Annotated in this window: 14 protein-coding genes; 10 read left to right on the forward strand and 4 right to left on the reverse strand. The window is 68.4% G+C overall.

Annotated features, from left to right (window positions below; genetic code table 11):
• Window positions 1-75 precede the first annotated feature (75 nt).
• Window positions 76-1,575, reverse strand: coding sequence for a glycosyltransferase 87 family protein (locus ABZ887_RS09605; RefSeq protein ID WP_361285221.1), 1,500 nt, complete (start codon window positions 1,573-1,575; stop codon window positions 76-78).
• A 129-nt stretch (window positions 1,576-1,704) separates the two neighbouring features.
• A complete protein-coding gene (locus ABZ887_RS09610; protein WP_361285224.1) occupies window positions 1,705-3,960 on the reverse strand; it encodes a transglycosylase domain-containing protein in 2,256 nt (751 codons plus the stop codon).
• 746 nt (window positions 3,961-4,706) lie between these two features.
• On the opposite strand from ABZ887_RS09610, the gene ABZ887_RS09615 reads away from it, so the two are divergent.
• The 3 genes from ABZ887_RS09615 (at window position 4,707) to ABZ887_RS09625 (ending at window position 7,952) form a co-directional block, all read left to right on the forward strand.
• Complete coding sequence (locus ABZ887_RS09615) at window positions 4,707-5,390, forward strand: helix-turn-helix transcriptional regulator (RefSeq protein WP_361285227.1); 684 nt, start codon at window positions 4,707-4,709, stop codon at window positions 5,388-5,390.
• 43 nt (window positions 5,391-5,433) lie between these two features.
• Window positions 5,434-6,516 (forward strand): inositol-3-phosphate synthase, encoded by a 1,083-nt coding sequence (locus ABZ887_RS09620; RefSeq protein WP_361285230.1) that lies wholly within the window; start codon window positions 5,434-5,436, stop codon window positions 6,514-6,516.
• Between the two features lie 140 nt (window positions 6,517-6,656).
• Complete coding sequence (locus tag ABZ887_RS09625) at window positions 6,657-7,952, forward strand: MFS transporter (RefSeq protein WP_361285233.1); 1,296 nt, start codon at window positions 6,657-6,659, stop codon at window positions 7,950-7,952.
• A 98-nt stretch (window positions 7,953-8,050) separates the two neighbouring features.
• Here the strand turns inward: ABZ887_RS09625 and ABZ887_RS09630 are convergent, their stop codons facing one another.
• Window positions 8,051-9,517 carry a CCA tRNA nucleotidyltransferase gene (locus ABZ887_RS09630; protein WP_361285236.1) on the reverse strand — a complete coding sequence of 489 codons (1,467 nt, stop codon included), beginning with the start codon at window positions 9,515-9,517 and terminating at the stop codon, window positions 8,051-8,053.
• Between the two features lie 285 nt (window positions 9,518-9,802).
• Here ABZ887_RS09630 and ABZ887_RS09635 point away from each other — a divergent pair, with 285 nt between their 5' ends.
• The 7 genes from ABZ887_RS09635 (at window position 9,803) to trxA (ending at window position 19,651) form a co-directional block, all read left to right on the forward strand.
• Window positions 9,803-12,238 carry a DUF6049 family protein gene (locus ABZ887_RS09635; protein ID WP_361285239.1) on the forward strand — a complete coding sequence of 812 codons (2,436 nt, stop codon included), beginning with the start codon at window positions 9,803-9,805 and terminating at the stop codon, window positions 12,236-12,238.
• A gap of 46 nt (window positions 12,239-12,284) precedes the next feature.
• Complete coding sequence (gene murJ / locus ABZ887_RS09640) at window positions 12,285-14,612, forward strand: murein biosynthesis integral membrane protein MurJ (protein ID WP_361285242.1); 2,328 nt, start codon at window positions 12,285-12,287, stop codon at window positions 14,610-14,612.
• A 119-nt stretch (window positions 14,613-14,731) separates the two neighbouring features.
• On the forward strand, window positions 14,732-16,456 hold the full coding sequence (locus ABZ887_RS09645; RefSeq protein WP_361285245.1) for a protein kinase family protein: 1,725 nt from the start codon (window positions 14,732-14,734) through the stop codon (window positions 16,454-16,456).
• A 35-nt stretch (window positions 16,457-16,491) separates the two neighbouring features.
• Complete coding sequence (gene sigM, locus ABZ887_RS09650) at window positions 16,492-17,217, forward strand: RNA polymerase sigma factor SigM (RefSeq protein ID WP_361285248.1); 726 nt, start codon at window positions 16,492-16,494, stop codon at window positions 17,215-17,217.
• Window positions 17,214-18,110, forward strand: coding sequence for a hypothetical protein (locus tag ABZ887_RS09655; protein ID WP_361285251.1), 897 nt, complete (start codon window positions 17,214-17,216; stop codon window positions 18,108-18,110). Before sigM ends, ABZ887_RS09655 begins: the two co-directional genes overlap by 4 nt.
• Before the next feature lie 193 nt (window positions 18,111-18,303).
• Window positions 18,304-19,272 (forward strand): thioredoxin-disulfide reductase, encoded by a 969-nt coding sequence (gene trxB, locus ABZ887_RS09660; RefSeq protein WP_361285254.1) that lies wholly within the window; start codon window positions 18,304-18,306, stop codon window positions 19,270-19,272.
• Between the two features lie 46 nt (window positions 19,273-19,318).
• Window positions 19,319-19,651 (forward strand): thioredoxin, encoded by a 333-nt coding sequence (gene trxA, locus ABZ887_RS09665; protein WP_089100462.1) that lies wholly within the window; start codon window positions 19,319-19,321, stop codon window positions 19,649-19,651.
• Between the two features lie 61 nt (window positions 19,652-19,712).
• On the opposite strand, the gene ABZ887_RS09670 is transcribed toward trxA, so the two are convergent.
• A complete protein-coding gene (locus tag ABZ887_RS09670; protein ID WP_361285257.1) occupies window positions 19,713-20,330 on the reverse strand; it encodes a GNAT family N-acetyltransferase in 618 nt (205 codons plus the stop codon).
• Window positions 20,331-20,465: the final 135 nt, after the last annotated feature.

The raw sequence follows: 20,465 nt of genomic DNA on the forward strand, positions 1-20,465 counted from the left end.
GCCGCAGGACGGAGAAAGGGCCGCACACGGAGTCCGTGTGCGGCCCTTTTCACGTCCAGGACCTGGTCTGTTCGCTCAGAGCGAACCGTCCTCGGAGGATCGGCTTCCCCATTCCACCTGCGGCCCCTCGAAGTGGACGGCGTGGCGCGGGGGATGGGCTGCCGCGCCCAGTACGAAGACGTCCTCCGCACCGTCCAGCACCCCGCCCGAGGGATCGTCCTCCCCGGTGCGGCGCACCACGTCCCGCTCGGGCATGAGGATGTCGCGCACGACCATGGCACACAGGTAGAGCGTGCCCAGCAGATGCAGGGCGATGGCCCAGTGGTAGCCGTCGGTCGGCAGGCCCTTGTGGGCGTCTCCGCTGGTCGTGTACGCGAGGTACATCCAGATCCCCAGGAAGTACGCCACCTCGCACGCCTGCCAGATCAGGAAGTCCCGCCACTTGGGCCGGGCGAGCACGGCCAGCGGCACCAGCCACAGCACGTACTGCGGGGAGTAGACCTTGTTGGTGAGGATGAAGGCCGCCACGACGAGGAAGGCCAGCTGGGCGAAGCGTGGCCGGCGCGGGGCGGTGAGGGTCAGGGCGGCGATGCCCAGGAAGCAGAGCAGCACCAGGACCGTGGCCGCGGTGTTCACGAAGTCGGTGCTGGGCGGGGTGGTCGTGTTCTGCGACCAGATCAGCCAGAAGGAACCGAAGTCGACGCCCCGCTCCTGGCTGAACGTGTAGAACTTCGACCAGCCGTCGAAGGCGAAGATCATCACCGGCAGGTTCACGACGAGCCAGGCGGCCACTGCACCGCCCGTGGCGATGAAGAACTCCCGCCACTTGCCCGCACGCCAGCACAGCAGGAACAGCGGCCCCAGCAGGAACACGGGATACAGCTTGGCGGCCGTGGCAAGCCCCAGGAGGACGCCGAACGCAAGGGGACGGCTCCGGGACCACATGAGCATCGCCGCGGCCGTCAGAGCGACCGCCAGGAGGTCCCAGTTGATGGTGGCGGTCAGGGCGAAGGCGGGCGCCAGGGCGACCAGCAGGCCGTCCCAGGGACGCCGGCGGTGCGTGCGGACCACGCACACCGCGATGACGGCGGCGCACAGCATCAGCATCCCGGCATTGACGAACCAGTACACCTGCTCCTGGAGCATGATGCTGCCGCTGCCGGGCGTGAGCCACGCGGCCACCTCCATGAACACACCGGTCAGCACCGGGTATTCGAGGTAGTCCATGTCGCCCGGGAGCTTGTCGAAGTACGGCACCAGACCGTCGGCGAAACCGCGCCCCTGGTAGAGGTGTGGAATGTCCGAGTAGCAGGCGTGGGTGTACTGGGAGCTCGCGCCGAAGAACCAGCCACTGTCGTAGCAGGGCACCTTCTGGACCATGCCGAGGGCGAACATCCCGACCGCCACGATGACGACCACCCGCAGAGGCGTCCACCAGGACGCCCCGAGCAGGGCACGCCGCCCGATGGGGCCACCGATCAGCTCACTCCCGGCGGCGGCGACCTCGTCTTCCCTGGTCGGCCGCACCGGCTCCGGCTCGCGCACGCCCGCGGGCGTCGTCTCTGCACTGGGCATGGGGCACATCCTGCCGTACCTCTCTAGGAATACGCCGAGGGCCGCCGCACCTCGTCGGGTGCGACGGCCCATGTTTCACGTGAAACAGACTTCGGCGGGCGAAACAGTCACCAACCGGTCAGACCGCGGCTAGCCGGTCGACCCGCCGAAGAGATTTCCTCCGCCGTTGGCATTGCCTCTGGTGCTGCTGTCGCCGGTCGTCTCCGTAGCCGTCGGCGAGGACGTCGTACCGGACGTGCTGCCAGTGTCACCGCCGTCGGTGGAGCAGTTGAAGGTGAACTGGCAGGTCTCCGTCGCCGTGGGCGACGGGGAGGTGGCCGTCTCGCTGGGCGTGATGGTCGGCGTCTCGCTCGGCGTCTCGCTGGGCGTGATGCTGACGGTCGGCGTCGGCGAGGGAGCCCCCGACTCGTCGGCGATCTCGCCCACCTTGGTGGCCTCCGGGAAGCCCGGGTCGTTCTTGCCCTTCAGCGCGGACTCCATGTACTCGGTCCATACCGAGGTCGGGATGTCACCACCGTGGATGGACTCCACGCCGGCGGTGCCGTTCATGGAGAGCAGCTCGGCGTCCTTCGGATTCTCGCGGAACATCGCCACCGACGTGGCCAGCTGCTGGGTGTAGCCGACGAACCAGGCCGACTTGTTGCTGTCGGTGGTACCGGTCTTGCCCGCCGCCGTACGGCCGAGGGCCTTGGCGTTGGTACCCGTACCGTTCTGGATCACGTTCTCCAGGGTGTCCGTGACGTTGTTCGCGATGTTCTCCGGCATCGCGCTGGTCACCTTCGGCTTGCTGAAGCCCTGCAGGTCAGCTCCGTCCTTCTTGACCTCGGTCACCGAATACGGGTCCGCGTGCTTGCCGGAGGCGGCGAAGGTCGCGTAGGCGTCGGCCATGCGGATCGCGCTCGGAGTCGACGTACCGAGGGCGAAGGACGGGTTGAGGGTCGCGAAGCTGCTGTCCAGGATGCCGGACCGGCTGGCCACGTCCCTCACGTGCGACATGCCGACGTCCCAGCCGAGCTGCACGAACGGCGTGTTGATCGACTGCTCCATCGCCTTGCGCAGGCTGATGTATCCCCAGCGATAGTTGCTCTCGTTGTTCTGGAAGAACGTCGAGCCGTCCTTGTTGAGAACGGCGGTGCCGTCCTCGTTCATGACCTTGAGGTGGTCGTTGCCGTTGTACTTGCTCAGCGGCGAGACCCCTTCGGGAGAGGTCTTGTACGTGCCGTACTGCATGGCGGCGGCCAGGACGAAGGGCTTCCACGTCGAACCGACGGGGACACCGGAGGTGTCGGCGTTGTTGGTGAAGTGGTTGTTCTCGTAACCGGCACCGCCGTACAGCGCGACGATCGCGCCGTCGTTGGGCACCACCGACGCGGCACCGAACTGGACGTACTTGTCCTTCTCCCGGTTCTTCGGGTCCAGACGCGCCTTCTGGACCTTCTCCACGGCCGCGGTCAGCGCGTTGACCTTGTCCTTCTGGAAGGTCGTATAGATCTGGTAACCGCCCTGGTCGAACTGCGTCTCCGTGATGTTGGAGTGCGCGAGGACGTACTTCTTGGCCGTGTCGGCGAGGTAGCTGATCTGGCCGGTCATTCCCTTGACCGCCTTGCGGCCCTGGGGCGTCGGGTACTTCTTGATGGCTTCCTGGTACTGAGCGTCCGTGAGGTGCTGGTCCTTGTGCATCTCCTCGAGGATCCACGCCCAGCGGTCGTGCGAGCGCTGGTAATTGGCCTTCGGGGTGGCCGCGGAGTCGATGTCCGTGTTGCCTGCGGGGTCGTAGTACGTCGCGCCCTTGAGCAGGGCTGCCAGGACCGCACACTGGCTCGGCTTGAGGTCCTTCGCGTCCACGCCGTAGTAGGTCTGGGCGGCGGCCTGGATGCCGTACGCGCCACGGCCGAAGTAGGAGGTGTTCAGGTAGCCCTGGAGGATCTGGGACTTGCTGAACTTGGTGCCCACCTTGATGGAGATGAACATCTCCTTGAACTTACGCGTGAGCGTCTGGTCCTGGCTGAGGTAGGTGTTCTTGACGAACTGCTGGGTGATCGTCGAACCACCCTGCGTCTCACCGCCCTGGGCCATGTTGACGAGAGCGCGGGCGATGCCCTTGAAGTCGACGCCCGGGTCCGTGTAGAAGCTCTTGTTCTCCGCCGAGATCACCGCGTACTGCATCGCCTCGGGGATCTGGTCGATGGTGACGTTCTGCCGGTTGACGCCGGTGCCCGTCGCGACCATCTGCTTGCCGTCGGACCAGTAGTAGACGTTGTTCTGGGACTGGGCCGCCGTGTTCTCGCTCGGCACGCCCACCATGGCATAGCTGACGCCGACCAGTGCGACCAGGCTGCCGAAGAAGGTGATGCACAGGCCGGAGACGAGCCTCCAGGAGGGCACCCAGCGGCGCCAGCCGAACCTGTTCGCCCTGGGGTAGTCGATGAGGCGCTTCTTGCCGGGCGCCGTCGACGCCCTGCCTCTGCCACGCCCTGGACCGGCAGGACCACCCGGACCACGGCTCTCGTTGTCGGCCGGTCTGCGGCGACTGTTTCCCGTGCTTCTCTGCGTCGCCCGGCGTGCCTCGGCACGGCTGCCGTACGGACGCTCCTCACCTCCCGAGCCAGAGTCCGACCCATAGGAACTGGACCCATAGGAGTCGGAAAGAGACCCGGTGGCGCCTCGCGGTGCCGCACGGCGGCCGGAGGACGGTCCGGACTGGCCGCGTCGGGCCGCGGCACGTCCGCCTCCCTGCGGCGGCGGCGGTTTGCGACGGTGCTCGCTCATCGAACGATTACTCCTCGGGCAGGCGCACCCGTGCGCGCCTGGAACGGCGGCTGGTTTCCGGTCCCCCCAAAGTACGGATGTGGTCGGTCCTGCATTCACCCGTACTGCACCGGGGACGTGGACGCCCCCCAGGCGTCACTTGGTTCCCGGTGGTGTGCATGCCGCACAGACTACGCACCACCAAAACCCGCCGAGGCCCGAAGTTCACCCCAAATCAGGCAACTTGCCTCCAACGAATCGGTGATGTGATCCCGTTCACCGTCGCTCCTCTTGTCGCACGGGGAAGGTCGATCTATCGTCAAGATGTATCGAGTCGATACATCAGAGCGAGATAAGCAAGCCGCGGACGAGAGGAGGGGACCATGAGCCGGCGTTCCGGCATTCTTGAGTTCGCCGTCCTCGGCCTGCTCCGTGAGTCCCCGATGCACGGCTATGAGCTGCGGAAACGCCTCAACACATCACTCGGCGTCTTCCGTGCCTTCAGCTACGGGACGCTCTACCCCTGCCTCAAGACGCTGGTCGCCAACGGCTGGTTGATCGAGGAGCCGGGGAGCACCGCCGAGGAACCCCTCGCCGCACCGCTCGCCGGCCGCCGCGCCAAGATCGTCTACCGGTTGACGGCCGAAGGGAAGGAGCACTTCGAGGAGCTCCTGTCCCAGACCGGCCCCGACGCGTACGAGGACGAGCACTTCGCGGCGCGGTTCGCCTTCTTCGGGCAGACCTCGCGCGATGTGCGGATGCGCGTGCTGGAGGGCCGCCGCAGCCGGCTGGAGGAGCGCCTGGAGAAGATGCGCGCCTCGCTGGCACGGACTCGGGAGCGCCTCGACGACTACACGCTTGAGCTCCAGCGCCACGGAATGGAGTCCGTGGAGCGCGAAGTGCGCTGGCTGAACGAGCTCATCGAGAGCGAGCGGGCCGGGCGGGACCTGAAGGGTTCCGCCTCCGGGGGGTCCGCTCAGCAGAACACCACCAATGGAGCGCCGGGCGCCCTGCCCCGGTCCGGGGAACCTCTCCGGCCGGATGCGTCCGACGACACCGCCACGTGAGTCCCGTTCAGGGCCTCACTCGTACACACAGGGAGCAACCGGAATGGGTTCGGTTCGCGTAGCCGTCGTCGGCGTGGGCAACTGCGCTGCGTCGCTGGTACAGGGAGTCGAGTACTACAAGGACGCCGACCCGGCGTCCAAGGTCCCCGGCCTGATGCACGTGCAGTTCGGCGAGTACCACGTCAAGGACATCGAGTTCGTCGCCGCGTTCGACGTGGACGCCAAGAAGGTCGGCCTCGACCTGGCGGACGCCATCGGCGCCTCCGAGAACAACACCATCAAGATCTGCGACGTGCCCAACACGGGCGTGACCGTCCAGCGCGGCCACACCCTCGACGGTCTCGGCAAGTACTACCGCCTGACCATCGAGGAGTCCGAGGCCGAGCCGGTCGACGTCGTCCAGATCCTCAAGGACAAGCAGGTCGACGTCCTCGTCTGCTACCTGCCCGTCGGTTCCGAGGACGCGGCGAAGTTCTACGCCCAGTGCGCCATCGACGCCAAGGTCGCCTTCGTCAACGCTCTCCCGGTCTTCATCGCCGGCACCAAGGAGTGGGCGGACAAGTTCACCGAGGCCGGTGTGCCGATCGTCGGTGACGACATCAAGTCGCAGGTCGGCGCCACCATCACGCACCGCGTCATGGCGAAGCTGTTCGAGGACCGGGGCGTCGTCCTGGACCGCACGATGCAGCTGAACGTCGGCGGCAACATGGACTTCAAGAACATGCTCGAGCGTGATCGCCTGGAGTCCAAGAAGATCTCCAAGACGCAGGCCGTCACCTCCCAGATCCCCGACCGGGACCTCGGTGAGAAGAACGTCCACATCGGCCCGTCCGACTACGTCGCCTGGCTCGACGACCGCAAGTGGGCCTACGTCCGTCTTGAGGGCCGTGCGTTCGGCGACGTCCCGCTGAACCTGGAGTACAAGCTCGAGGTCTGGGACTCCCCGAACTCCGCGGGTGTCATCATCGACGCCCTGCGCGCCGCGAAGATCGCCAAGGACCGCGGTATCGGCGGCCCGATCCTCTCCGCGTCCAGCTACTTCATGAAGTCCCCGCCGGTCCAGTACTTCGACGACGAGGCCCGCGAGAACGTGGAGAAGTTCATCCGCGGCGACGTCGAGCGCTGACCCGGCACACCGCCGGACGCTGAAGCTCCACAGCTCAAGCTCGCAAAAAAACGCTCCTGCCAGGGCTCAGAAGGGTCCCCGAGTCATCCGATCCGGGGACCCTTCTCCTGTGCACGGCCCCATATGTGAGGCTGTGCCCCATGCCCGTCGTCCGCGACCTGCGTGTCCTGCTGCGCCTGCGGAACTTCCGCCGTCTACTCGTCATACGCCTGCTCTCCCAGGGGGCCGACGGTGTCTACCAGGTCGCCCTCGCCGCCTACGTCGTCTTCTCGCCGGAGAAGCAGACCTCACCGGCCGCGATCGCCTCGGCCATGGCCGTCCTGCTCCTCCCGTACTCCCTCGTGGGCCCCTTCGCCGGCGTCCTCCTGGACCGCTGGCGCCGCCGCCAGATCTTCCTCTACGGCAATCTGCTGCGTGCGCTACTGGCCGCGGCCACCGCCGTCCTCATGGTCAGCCACGTTCCCGACTGGCTCTTCTACGCCTCCGCCCTGTGCGTCACGGCCGTCAACCGCTTCGTCCTTTCGGGTCTCTCCGCCGCACTGCCACGGGTGGTCGACTCCGACCGACTGGTACTCGCCAACTCTCTGTCCCCGACCGCCGGCACCCTTGCCGCGACCGCCGGCGGCGGCCTCGCCTTCGCGGTACGGCTGGTCGCCTCGGATTCCGATGCCGCGGTGGTGTCGCTGGGCGCCGTCCTGTACCTGTGCTCGGCCCTCGCCGCCCTGCCTATGGCCCCCGACCTTCTCGGCCCGGACCGGCATCCCGTACAGCCGAGCCTGGGAACGGCCGTGATCACCACCGCACGCGACCTCCTGGAGGCGATACGGCATCTCGCCGCACCTCGGCGCCGTGAGGCGGTCTGGGCGCTGGTCAGCATGACGGCGATGCGCTTCTGTTACGGCGCGCTGCTCGTCCTGGTGCTGATGCTGTGCCGGTACGCCCTCTCCTCGGACCCGGACCACGGACTCGGGCTGCTGGGGCTGGCCCTGGGGATCTCCGGCGCGGGCTTCTTCGCCGCCGCCGTGGTGACGCCGTGGACCGCGGGTCGGCTCGGCCCCGGCCGCTGGATCGTTGTGTGCGCCGCGTCCGCCGCGGTGCTGGAGCCCGCGCTGGGCCTCCCGTTCATGACCGTCCCCATGCTCGTCGCTTCCTTCGTGCTGGGGCTGATCACCCAGGGCGCGAAGATCGCCACGGACACCATCGTTCAGTCGTCCGTCGACGACGGTTTCCGCGGCCGGATCTTCTCGGTGTACGACGTGCTCTTCAACGTCGCCTTCGTCGGGGCCGCGGCCGTGGCCGCGCTGATGCTCCCGCCGGACGGCCGCTCAGCGACCCTCGTCATCACGGTCGCCTTCGTCTACGCGGCGGTCGCCGTGACCATGGCCCGCTTCGAACGCAGCCGACAGCCAGAGCAGAATCACGCACGCCCCCAGTGAGGTGATGGCGAGGGGCGATGTTTCACGTGAAACATCGCCCCTCGTTGGCGTCCCGGCAGGGTCATGTTTCACGTGAAACATGACCCTGCCGCGCATCCTCAGACCTGCTCGACCCACCACTCCTTGAGGGCGGCCACCGCTGCGTCGTGCTCCATCGGCCCGTTCTCCAGCCTCAGCTCCAGCATGTGCTTGTAGGCCTGGCCGACCTCCGGACCGGGGCGGATACCCAGAATCTCCATGATCTGGTTGCCGTCGAGGTCAGGGCGGATCGCATCAAGCTCCTCCTTCTCCTGAAGCTCGGCGATGCGCTGCTCCAGGCCGTCGTAGGCCCGGGAGAGCGCGGCGGCCTTCCGCTTGTTGCGGGTCGTGCAGTCGGACCGGGTCAGCTTGTGCAGTCGGTCGAGCAGCGGGCCCGCGTCGCGGACGTAGCGGCGGACCGCCGAGTCCGTCCACTCCCCGGTGCCGTAGCCATGGAAGCGCAGGTGGAGTTCGACCAGCTGCGAGACGTCCTTCACCAGTTCGTTGGAGTACTTCAGCGCCGTCATGCGCTTCTTGGTCATCTTCGCTCCGACCACCTCGTGGTGGTGGAACGAGACCCGGCCGTCCTTCTCGAAGCGGCGGGTACGCGGCTTGCCGATGTCGTGGAGCAGCGCGGCAAGACGGAGGGTGAGGTCGGGACCGTTCTCCTCCAGCGCCATGGCCTGTTCCAGGACGATCAGCGTGTGGTCGTAGACGTCCTTGTGCCGGTGGTGCTCGTCGCTCTCCAGCCGAAGGGCGGGCAGCTCGGGCAGAACATGGTCGGCGAGGCCGGTGTCGACGAGCAGGGTCAGCCCCTTGCGCGGGTGGGCCGAGAGGATCAGCTTGTTCAGCTCGTCCCGGACCCGCTCGGCCGAGACGATCTCCAGACGGCCGGCCATGTCCTTCATCGCAGCGACGACCTCGGGGGCCACCTCGAAGTCGAGCTGCGCCGCGAAACGGGCGGCGCGCATCATCCGCAGCGGATCGTCCGAGAAGGATTCCTCGGGCGTCCCCGGGGTGCGCAGCACGCGCTTCGCCAGGTCTTCTCGACCGCCGTACGGGTCGATGAACTCCTTCTCCGGCAGCGCCACCGCCATCGCGTTGACCGTGAAGTCGCGGCGGACGAGGTCCTCCTCGATGGAGTCGCCGTACGACACCTCGGGCTTGCGAGAGGTGCGGTCGTAGGCCTCGGACCGGTAGGTGGTCACCTCGATCTGAAAAGGCCTGACAGTGTCCCCGACGCGGGCATCCTTCTGTGCGCCGACGGTACCGAAGGCGATCCCGACCTCCCAGACGGCGTCCGCCCACGGCCGGACGATCTTCAGTACGTCCTCGGGGCGGGCGTCGGTCGTGAAGTCCAGGTCGTTGCCGAGCCGGCCCAGCAGCGCGTCCCGGACCGAGCCGCCCACCAGGGCAAGCGAGAACCCGGCTTCCTGGAATCGGCGGGCGAGGTCGTCGGCGACGGGCGCCACCCGCAGCAGTTCGCTCACCGCGCGCTGCTGCGCCTGGCTCAGGGCAGAGGGATTGTCTTCATTGGCGTTCGGCACAACAGAACAGACTACGTGCCCCAGACGGTCCGAAGCGCCTCCGTATTCCGGCAGCACCCCATGCAAAGCTTCCCTGTGGGGAGGGTGGGACATCTCACTCGATACCCCAATAAGCAGAGCGCTCGTCGCCTAACCGAGTATCCCGACGATACTGGATATAGGGGACAGCCCGATCTCATCTACCGATCTTGTAAAGCAGACCGCGGCACTTCCGTTCAGCGCACCTCGTTACCATGCGTGGACGCACATTCCGACGACCACTGACGACGAGGGACGGACGAGCGCGTGGCCGAGGCGGCAGACTTCCAGGGGACGCCCTCACCTGCCCGCCGCTGGCTGCGGCGCACCGGGGCACTACTTGCGGGTGCGCCCCTGCTGGCCGGACTGATGCAGCTGCCCACGGCGGCGCCGGCGCAGGCGGCCGGCTCGGACACCGTGTCCGTCGCCCTGGACTCGCTGAGCCCCAGCGCCCCCAGCGACGGGGACACGCTCACGGTCGCGGGCACGGTGACCAACAACGGCAAGCAAGCCGTCACGGACGCGCACGTGGACCTGCGCATGGGCTCCCTGCTCGGCACGCGCTCCGAGATCGACACGGCCGCCCAGCACTCCGACGACCTCCAGTCGAGCCTCGGCACCGAGGTCGGCAGCAAGTACACCGAGGACTTCGACTCGCTCGGCCCGGGGGTCGCCGAGCACTTCAGCATCTCCGTGCCGGTCGACAAGCTCGACCTCGGGCAGGACGGCGTGTACCAGTTCGGCGTCTCGCTGTCCGGCAAGACATCGGCTCAGCAGTGGGACCAGGTCCTCGGCATCCAGCGGACGTTCCTGCCGTGGCAGTCCTCCGAGGCCGACACGAAGACGAAGACGACGTATCTGTGGCCGCTGATCTCCACCGTCCACGTGACGGCGAAAACGGGTGCGGGCGAGCTCCAGACGCCCGTCTTCCAGAACGACGACCTCGCCAAGGAGATCTCGCCCGGCGGCCGGCTGGCCCAGATGCTGGCGCTCGGCAAGGATCTCGACGTCACCTGGGTGATCGACCCGGATCTGCTGGCCTCCGTGGACGCCATGACCCGCAGCTACCGGATCCAGGGCGCCGACGGCACCACCACGGCCGGCACCCATCAGGCGGTGGCCAAGCAGTTCCTGGTCGACCTGCAGGACGCGGTGACGGACCGGGAAGTGGTGGCCCTCCCCTTCGCCGACCCGGACCTGGCCTCCCTCGCCCACAACGGCACCAGCGTGACCGGCTCGCTGAGCCACCTCAAGGACGCCACCGACGTGGCCGCCACGACCGTGAAGACCGTGCTCCATGTCACGCCGAGCACCGACTTCGCATGGCCCGTGAACGGCGCCGTCGACCCCTCGATCATCAAGGTCGCCACCTCTGCGGGTGCCGACAAGGTGATCGCCCGTAGCGACAGCCTCCAGGAGACCGGCGGGCTGACCTACACGCCCTCGGCGGCACGTCCGATCGGCGGCGGCACGACGGCGGTGGTCGCCGACGCGCGGCTGTCCACGGCATTCGGGGGCGATCTGACGCATGCCGACTCGTCGACCCTCGCCGTGCAGCAGTTCCTCGCTCAGAGCCTGGCGCTGAACACCCAGACCGACAAGCAGCGCAGTATCGTCGTCGCCCCGCAGCGGATGCCGTCGGCAAGCCAGGCCCAGGCGATGGCGACGGCGATCACCGCACTGCAGAACAGCAACTGGTCGGAGTCCCAGGATCTCGCGGCGGCTGCCAAGGCCAAGCCCGACCCCGGCGCGACCACGAAGATCCCTTCGTCGTCCGCGTACCCGTCCTCGCTGCGCAAGCAGGAACTGCCCCGGACGGCCTTCGAGCAGATCGCCCGCACCCAGGACAAGCTCGACAACTTCCAGGTGATCCTCACCGACCAGTCCCGGGTGGTGACCCCCTTCGGGCGGGCCATAAACCGGGAGATGTCCACGTCCTGGCGGGGCAGCGGCAGTGAGGCGGACAGTTTCCGCACGAGCGTGGAGTCCTGGCTCGACGACCTCATCAGCCAGGTCAAGCTGATCGACAAGTCCGAGACCAAACTCTCGGGCCGCAGCGCCACCATCCCGGTCACGGTCCAGAACAACCTGGTCCAGGGCGTCAGCCACCTCGTCCTGCGGCTCACCTCGAGCATGCCCACCCGGCTGGAGATCGGCGGCAATCCCTACTACGAGCAGCCCGTCGAGGTCTCCGGCGGCCACAGCCAGTCCGTGAAGTTCTCCACCGCGGCCAACGCCAACGGCCGGGTGGAGGTCACCGCCCAGCTCTACACCGAGGACGGCCAGAAGTACGGCGCGCCCGTCAGTTTCGACGTGAAGGTCACCGAGGTCACACCGACGGTGATGCTGGTCATCGGCGGCGGTGTGCTGCTGCTGGTGCTCGCCGGCTTCCGGATGTACACCCAGCGCAAGCGGGCGGCCGCCCGGCGGGCCGACGAGGACGACGGCCCCGACGAGGCGGGCGAGGACACCTCGGACACTCCGGGTGCCCCGGAGACTCCCGACGGCTCGGCAGCCGAGAGCTCAGGGGGCACCGGGGACGCCGACGGGCCCGGGAACCCCGCCACGCATGGGGATCGTCTCCCGGAAGAATCCGTTGCACGGTCCGGGGCGGACGACCCGGAGCAGCCGAGTGACCCGACGCCGGACACCGCACCGGAAAGCGCCGACCCGTCCGAGACGGGTGAGAGAGTGGACCGTTGAGCGATGTCGTGGCCGGTGGGCCCGGGACGATGAGGTAGGGGTAACCATGAACGCGCCGTACGACGGTGAAAGCGGCCAGGGCGCGGCCGGTTCGGGCTACCCCGAGCCGCCGCCGGAGCCCGGCCAGGTCCCGCCGCAGCACGCGGCTGACATGTACCTCCAGGACGCCTACGACCAGGACCCCTATCGGGCCCGGGACCTCTCCGCCCAGGACCCGGTGGCCGAGGCGCTCTACGACCGTGCCGCTCACCCCCCGCCGGCTCCGGGCACCTACCCGCAGCAGCCGCTGTACGGGCAGCCCGCCCAGTCGCCGTACGCCCCCGACCCGCATGTGTGGGCCCAGACCCCGGCGCCGGAGCCAGACGGCGCGAGCCAGTACCTGCCGTACGGCGACGACCCGCGCACGACCCAGTTCGTGGGCGTGGACGACCTGGTCTCGCACTCCGGTGAGGAGCGCCACGAGCCGGACGCCTTCGCCCATCTCTTCCGCGACCAGCAGCAGAGCGGCTACCGGGATCCGCAGCAGGGCGGCGGTCGGCTGCCCTCGGAGCCTCCTTCGGTGCCCGGTCCGGCAGCCTCCCCGGGAGGGCCGGTGCAGGTGCCGCAGTACCAGGCACCGGCCGCACCGGCCGCACCGACCGCCCCGGCTCCTCCCGATCCCGCGGCCGACCAGACGCTGAACCTCGGTGCCGTGCCCGCCGCGGCCGCGGGACCCGCACCCGCACCCGCACCCGCGAAGAAGGGCGGGAAAGCCACAGGCCTGCTCAAGTCGAGCGCCGTGATGGCGGCGGGCACGATGGTCTCCCGCCTCACCGGCTTCGTCCGCTCCGCGCTGATCGTCTCCGCGCTGGGCGTGGGCCTGCTCGGCGACACCTTCCAGGTCGCCTACCAGCTGCCGACGATGATCTACATCCTGACCGTCGGCGGCGGCCTCAACTCGGTCTTCGTGCCGCAGCTGGTGCGCGCCATGAAGGAGGACGAGGACGGCGGCGAGGCCTTCGCCAACCGCCTGCTGACCCTCGTCATGGTGGCCCTGGGCCTCCTCACCGCGGCCACCATCGCGGCCGCGCCCTTCCTTATCCGCCTGCTGTCCGACTCGGTCGCCAGCGACCCGGCGGCCAACGAGGTCGGCATCACCTTCGTCCGCTACTTCCTGCCCTCGATCTTCTTCATGGGCATCCACGTGGTGATGGGCCAGATCCTCAACGCGCGGGGCAAGTTCGGCGCGATGATGTGGACCCCGGTCCTCAACAACATCGTCATCATCGTCACCCTCGGCCTCTTCATCTGGGTGTACGGCACCGCCGCCCACTCCGGCATGAAGGTCACCACCATCCCGCCGGAGGGCCAGCGACTGCTCGGCCTCGGCGTGCTGCTCGGCCTCGCGGTCCAGTCCCTGGCGATGATCCCCTACCTGCGCGAGACCGGGTTCCGGCTGCGGCTGCGCTTCGACTGGAAGGGCCACGGCCTCGGCAAGGCCGCCACGCTCGCCAAGTGGACCGTACTCTTCGTCCTCGCCAACCAGGCGGGCGCGCTCGTGGTCTCCCAGCTGTCGACCTCGGCCGGCAAGAGCTCCCCGGTCGACGGCACCGGCTTCGCCGCCTACGCCAACGCCCAGCTGATCTGGGGCCTGCCGCAGGCCATCATCACGGTCTCCCTGATGGCCGCCCTGCTGCCGCGGATCTCCCGCTCGGCCGCCGAGAACGACGCGGGTGCCGTCCGCGACGACATCTCCCAGGGCCTCAGGACGACCGCCGTCGCGATCGTTCCCATCGCCTTCGGGTTCCTGGCCCTCGGTATCCCGATGTGCACCCTGATCTTCGGTTCCTCGGGCACCAGCGAGGCCACCAACATGGGGTACATGCTGATGGCCTTCGCCCTCGGCCTGATCCCCTACTCGGTGCAGTACGTCGTCCTGCGCGCGTTCTACGCCTACGAGGACACGCGCACGCCGTTCTACAACACGGTCATCGTCGCCGCGGTCAACGCGGGTGCCTCGGTCGCCTGTTACATGCTGCTCCCGGCCCGCTGGGCGGTGGCCGGCATGGCCGCCTCCTACGGCCTCGCCTACGCGATCGGCGTGGGTGTCGCCTGGCGGCGGCTGCGCAAGCGGCTCGGCGGCGACCTGGACGGTTCCCGGGTCACCCGTACCTATGCCAGGCTCTGCATCGCCTCCGTACCGGCGGCACTGCTCAGTGGTGCGGCCTGCTACGGCATCGGCCACACTCTGGGGCAGGGCGTGATCGGTTCCTTCGCCGCACTGCTGGTCGGCGGGGCGGTCCTGCTCGGCGTCTTCTACGTCGCCGCGCGCCGCATGCGCATCGAGGAGCTCAACTCCCTCGTGGGTATGGTGCGCGGGCGCCTGGGTCGTTGAGGCAGGGGTAAGCGCACAACCATCGTTCGCCGCCGCGTGTCGTGCATAGCGGAGGACTGTGGGCACAATTGGTTTCGGCGTCGGACAGCGTGCAACGGATGGGGAGGCAGGGAACGACGGTGGCGGAACGGAGCACGGCTGCCGTCGACGTGGCAGACAACAGCGGTGACAAGCCGCTGACCGCCAAGGCGGAGCAGTCCACGGCCGACGGGGTGGCCCAGAACCCGGAGCGGGACACGGACAGCGACAAGGCACAGGAAAGCGGCCCAGCCGCGGATGCTGAGAAGAAGACCGCACCCCCGGAACTGCACAGCGGACACAAACTGGCCAGACGCTACCGCCTTGAGGAGTGCGTCACCCGTCTGGACGGATTCAGCAGTTGGCGTGCGGTCGACGAGAAACTCCGGCGTGCCGTCGGGGTGCACATCCTGCCCGCCGACCATGCGCGCACCCGGGCGGTGCTGGCCGCAGCCCGCTCCGCCGCGCTGCTCGGCGATCCCCGGTTCGTACAGGTGCTGGACGCCGTCGAGGAGAACGACCTCGTCTACGTCGTGCACGAGTGGCTCCCGGACGCCACCGAGCTGACCGCGCTGCTCGCGGCCGGACCGCTGGAACCCCACGACGCCTACCAGATGGTCAGTCAGATCGCCTCCGCCATGGCGGCCGCGCACCGTGAGGGGCTGGCGCATCTGCGCCTCAACCCGAACGCCGTGCTGCGCACCTCCACCGGCCAGTGGCGCATCCGCGGCCTCGCGGTGAACGCGGCGCTGCGCGGCATCAGTTCCGACACCCCGCAGCGCGCCGACACCGAGGCGATCGGCGCCCTGCTGTACGCGGCGCTGACCCAGCGCTGGCCGTACGAGAGCGACGCCTACGGTCTGGCCGGTCTACCCAAGGACGTCGGCCTGATCGCCCCGGACCAGGTACGTGCCGGGGTCCACCGCGGCCTCTCCGAGCTCACCATGCGCGCTCTGGTCAACGACGGCGCGACCGCCTCCCGCCACGAGTCCGCCTGCACCACGCCGGAGGAACTGGTGAAGGCGATCGGCGAGATGCCCCGCATCCGTCCGCCGGAGCCGGCGTTCACGGCACCGCCCGAGTACCAGCGCACCACGTACCAGCAGGGCACCTACGGCCGTCCCACGCCGCCCGGCGTGACACAGCCGCTCCAGGCTCCGCCGCCCCCGCTGCAGAGCCGCACCGGCAGGGCGCTGAAGTGGGCCGTCTCGGCCCTCCTCATCGCCGCCCTGGGCCTGGGCAGCTGGCAGCTCGCGGACGCCCTGATGGAACAGGGCGACAAGTCCGGCGGTGACACCACCACGCAGCCGACGGACGACGGCGACAAGAACAGCGCCAGCCCCACGACGGCCGCCGCCGCGATAAAGATCCAGGATGCCCAGGAGTACGTCACCGACGGCGGGTCCCAGCACCCCGGCGACGTCAAGCTGACCTACGACGGCAGCACCTCGACCTACTGGCGGACGAAGACCTTCAACGAGGGTCCCGAGCTGGCGCCGTACAAGGCCGGTGTGGGCATCGTGTACGACCTCGGCTCCGCCAGGGAACTGGCCACGGCGGACATCGGGCTTCGCTACGCTGGCGATCACACGACGGTCGAGCTGTACGCGGCCGACTCGCTGGCGCCCGCGTCGCTGAGTTCGATGACGCAGATCGGCAAGGTGACGACCACCGGGAACAGCGCCGCGGTGAAGGTCGGCAAGAAGGTGAAGAGCCAGTACGTGCTCGTGTGGATCACCGCCGTACCGAAGTCGGGGGCAGACCCAGCCGCGTACTCGGGAGCCGGCTACAAGCAGGCCATCACCGAAGTGAAGTTCACAGGCTGACGTCTCACCGGCGGCACCGAAGGCGGAGGGGGCAGATGGCGGAAGGCGCCGGATACGGCGGAGCGAGCGACCAGGATCTGCTCGCCCGCCACGTGGAGGGCGACCCCGATGCCTTCGGTGAGATCGTACGGCGACACCGGGACCGGCTCTGGGCGGTCGCCCTGCGGACCCTGGGGGACCGCGAGGAAGCCGCTGACGCCGTCCAGGACGCCCTGGTCTCCGCCTACCGGGCCGCCCACACCTTCCGGGGCCAGTCGGCCGTCACAACGTGGCTGCACCGGATCACGGTGAACGCCTGCCTCGACCGTGCCCGTAAGGCGGCCTCCCGCAAGACCGCCCCCGTCGATGACACAGAGCGGCTGGAGCAACTGCTGGAGCCGCATGAATCGGCCTCCGCTCCGGCCGAGCGGAACGACCTGCACCGCCAGCTCCTGGAAGCCCTCGGCACCCTGCCCCACGATCAGCGGGCCGCCCTCGTCCTGGTCGACATGCAGGGCTACCCGGTCGCCGAGGCGGCCCGGATCCTCGATGTGCCCACAGGGACGGTGAAGAGCCGCTGCGCTCGTGGCAGAGCCAGACTCCTCCCGCTGCTCACCCACCTACGGCCGGAAAACACCGGTGACGAAAATGACCCGGACCCGGCACGGAACCGGGCGGAGGGGACATCCGTCCCACCCGCAGCGGGGCCTCGGAGCAGGGGCCCACAGGACACCGGGCCGAGTGATTCAGCCGCAGTGAAGGGCGGAGGTGGGCGAGCGTGACTTCGACGACAGACACGACCGGGCACCCGGACGTCGCGGAGATCTCCGACCTCACCGAGGGCCTGCTCCCCCCTGCCCGGACCACGGAAGTACGACAGCACCTGGACACGTGCGAACTCTGTGCCGATGTCCATGCCTCGCTGGAGGAGATCCGGGGCCTGCTCGGCGCGGTGCCGGGCCCGGCACGTATGCCGGCCGATGTCGTGGGCCGGATCGACGCGACCCTCGCCGCAGAGGCACTCCTGAACGCCGTGGCACCCGAGGCGCATGTTTCACGTGAAACATCGCCCCGCCAAGCCTCCGTCCCGGAGGACCGTCCCGTCGGGCGGCCGAGCGCCTCGACCGGTCCGGGCCGCAAGGACCACAAGGACCGTGGACGCGGTCGCCGCCGGCGGACCGTCGTCCTGGGCACTGTCTTCACCGCCGCCGTCCTGGGTGCCGGTTCGTTCTTCCTCCAGTCGCTCGGAGGAGACGGAACGACGACCGCGCAGGGCAAGCCGACAAGCTCCGCCGGAACCTTCTCCAAGAGCACCCTGCAGAGCCAGGTGAAGGATCTCCTCGACACGAAGAAGAACCTGCAGCGAGGTTCTCAGAAGCCCTTCGGTGTCGAGTCGCAGCCCTCGGAAGCGGGCTCCACGGAAACCCCGTTCACCACCCGGATCTCGCCCTCGGCGTCGGTACCGACGTGTGTCCGCAGCGGCATCAGCCAGACCGGCGATGTCATCGGCGCGAAGGAGGGGACATACGAGGGGAAGGACGCCTTCCTGGTCGTCCTCCCCGACTCCTCCGACGCCTCCCGGGTGACGGCCTTCATCGTCGACGCCGCCTGTGACGGCAAGGCTTCCGCTGCTCCCGGCAAGGTCATGCTGTCGGAGTCCCTGGCCCGTCCCTGAGCGTCCTCCGGCACGGCTCAGGGACGGAGACGCATCTCTTGTCCCAGCGTGGAAATCCGTACGGTGTGGGATCCCCGTGTGCCCGGACACACCGGGAATGCGCGCCCCGTAGGATCCGTTGGGTGGGGTGAGAGGTTCCGAGGGGAAACTCCCACCGGTCGAATGACGTAGACCAGAGACGAGGAATCAAGCCGTGAGCGACGTCCGTAACGTGATCATCATCGGCTCCGGGCCCGCCGGCTACACGGCGGCGCTCTACACCGCGCGCGCGTCGCTGAAGCCTCTGGTGTTCGAGGGGGCCGTCACTGCGGGCGGTGCCCTGATGAACACCACCGAGGTGGAGAACTTCCCGGGTTTCCGGGACGGCATCATGGGCCCCGACCTCATGGACAACATGCGCGCCCAGGCCGAGCGCTTCGGTGCCGAGCTGGTTCCGGACGACGTCGTCTCCGTCGACCTGACCGGTGAGATCAAGACCGTCACCGACACCGCCGGCACGGTCCACAAGGCGAAGGCCGTCATCGTCACCACCGGCTCGCAGCACCGCAAGCTCGGTCTTCCGAACGAGGACGCCCTCTCCGGACGTGGCGTCTCCTGGTGTGCCACCTGTGACGGGTTCTTCTTCAAGGACCAGGACATCGCCGTGATCGGTGGCGGCGACACCGCGATGGAGGAGGCGACCTTCCTCTCCCGGTTCGCCAAGTCCGTGACGATCGTCCACCGCCGCGACACCCTGCGCGCCTCCAAGGCGATGCAGGAGCGTGCCTTCGCCGACCCGAAGATCAAGTTCGCCTGGGACAGCGAGATCGCCGAAGTCCAGGGTGAGCAGAAGCTGGCCGGCCTCAAGCTGCGCAACGTCAAGACCGGCGAGCTCTCGGACCTGCCGGTGACCGGCCTGTTCATCGCGATCGGCCATGACCCGCGCACCGAGCTCTTCAAGGGCCAGCTGGATCTCGACGAGGAGGGCTACCTCAAGGTGGCTTCCCCCTCGACGCACACCAACGTGACCGGTGTCTTCGCCGCCGGCGACGTGGTCGACCACACCTACCGCCAGGCGATCACCGCAGCCGGCACCGGCTGCTCCGCCGCTCTCGACGCCGAGCGTTTCCTCTCCGCCCTCGCGGACGAGGAGAAAGCCGAGCCCGAGACGACCTCCGTCTGACCTACCCCCTTCCGCCCCACCGCACGATCAAGTAAAGGAGCCCGCCGTGGCCGGCACTCTGAAGCATGTGACCGACGCCGACTTCGAAGAGGTCGTCCTCAAGAGCGACAAGCCCGTCCTGGTGGACTTCTGGGCCGAGTGGTGCGGCCCGTGCCGCCAGATCGCCCCGTCGCTTGAGGCGATCGCCGCCGAGCACGGCGAGAAGATCGAGATCGTCAAGCTGAACATCGACGAGAACCCGAACACGGCGGCCAAGTACGGCGTCATGTCGATCCCGACCCTGAACGTCTACCAGGGTGGCGAGGTCGCCAAGACCATCGTCGGCGCCAAGCCCAAGGCCGCGCTCGTCCGCGACCTCGAGGACTTCATCGCCGAGTGATGTTTCACGTGAAACACGAATGGGCCAACCCCCACGGGTTGGCCCATTCGCTTTGCGGCACTCACAGCGGCCGAAGCGCTGGTTCCTTCTGTACGGCCCCCAGAAGCCGGTCGAGCGCCAACTCCACGTCTTCCTTCCAGGAGAGCGTCGTCCGTAGCTCCAGCCGCAGCCTGGGGTGCAAGGGATGCTGCCGGACCGTCTTGAAGCCCACGGCCAACAGATGCTCGGCAGGCAGCAGACAGGCCGGCTCCTTGTAGCGGACGTCGCCGAACGCCTCGATGGCCTTGAAGCCCCGTCGCAGCAGATCCTTGGCAACCGTCTGCACCATCACGCGTCCGAGCCCCTGCCCCTGATAGCCGGGCATGATGAAGCCGGTCATGAGCTGCACGGCGTCCGATGACACCGGGCTCGTGGGGAACGCCGTGGAACGGGGAACGTAGGCGGGCGGAGCGTAGAGCACAAAGCCCACTGGTACGTCGTCGACATAGACCACCCGGCCGCACGATCCCCAGTCGAGCAGGACGGCGGAGATCCAGGATTCCTTCTCCAGCGCGGATGTACCCGCCCTTACCGCTGCTTCGCCGCTGACGGGATCCAGTTCCCAGAAGACACACGAGCGACAGCGCTGGGGAAGGTCCTGAAGGTTGTCCAGCGTGAGCGGTACGAGCCGACGCCCCATGAAGGCTGTTCCTCGCTTCCTTCGCCCGCGACGTCGCGAGCGGCTGTCAGAGCGCTGCGTTCCCTGAGCAGACTGCCGAAGAATCCGACGGTCGCGCCCAGTCCCAGACCTGCGCTCACCAGTCCGGTGCGGCTC

It is taken from the genome of Streptomyces sp. NPDC047061, assembly GCF_040643955.1.
Classification (GTDB): domain Bacteria; phylum Actinomycetota; class Actinomycetes; order Streptomycetales; family Streptomycetaceae; genus Streptomyces.

Coding starts and splice junctions, on each gene's coding strand:
- ABZ887_RS09605 (WP_361285221.1), bottom strand. CDS start 1,575: ATGCCCAGTGCAGAGACGACGCCCGCGGGCGTGCGCGAGCCGGAGCCG.
- ABZ887_RS09615 (WP_361285227.1), top strand. CDS start 4,707: ATGAGCCGGCGTTCCGGCATTCTTGAGTTCGCCGTCCTCGGCCTGCTC.
- ABZ887_RS09620 (WP_361285230.1), top strand. CDS start 5,434: ATGGGTTCGGTTCGCGTAGCCGTCGTCGGCGTGGGCAACTGCGCTGCG.
- ABZ887_RS09625 (WP_361285233.1), top strand. CDS start 6,657: ATGCCCGTCGTCCGCGACCTGCGTGTCCTGCTGCGCCTGCGGAACTTC.
- murJ (WP_361285242.1), top strand. CDS start 12,285: ATGAACGCGCCGTACGACGGTGAAAGCGGCCAGGGCGCGGCCGGTTCG.
- sigM (WP_361285248.1), top strand. CDS start 16,492: ATGGCGGAAGGCGCCGGATACGGCGGAGCGAGCGACCAGGATCTGCTC.
- ABZ887_RS09670 (WP_361285257.1), bottom strand. CDS start 20,330: ATGGGGCGTCGGCTCGTACCGCTCACGCTGGACAACCTTCAGGACCTT.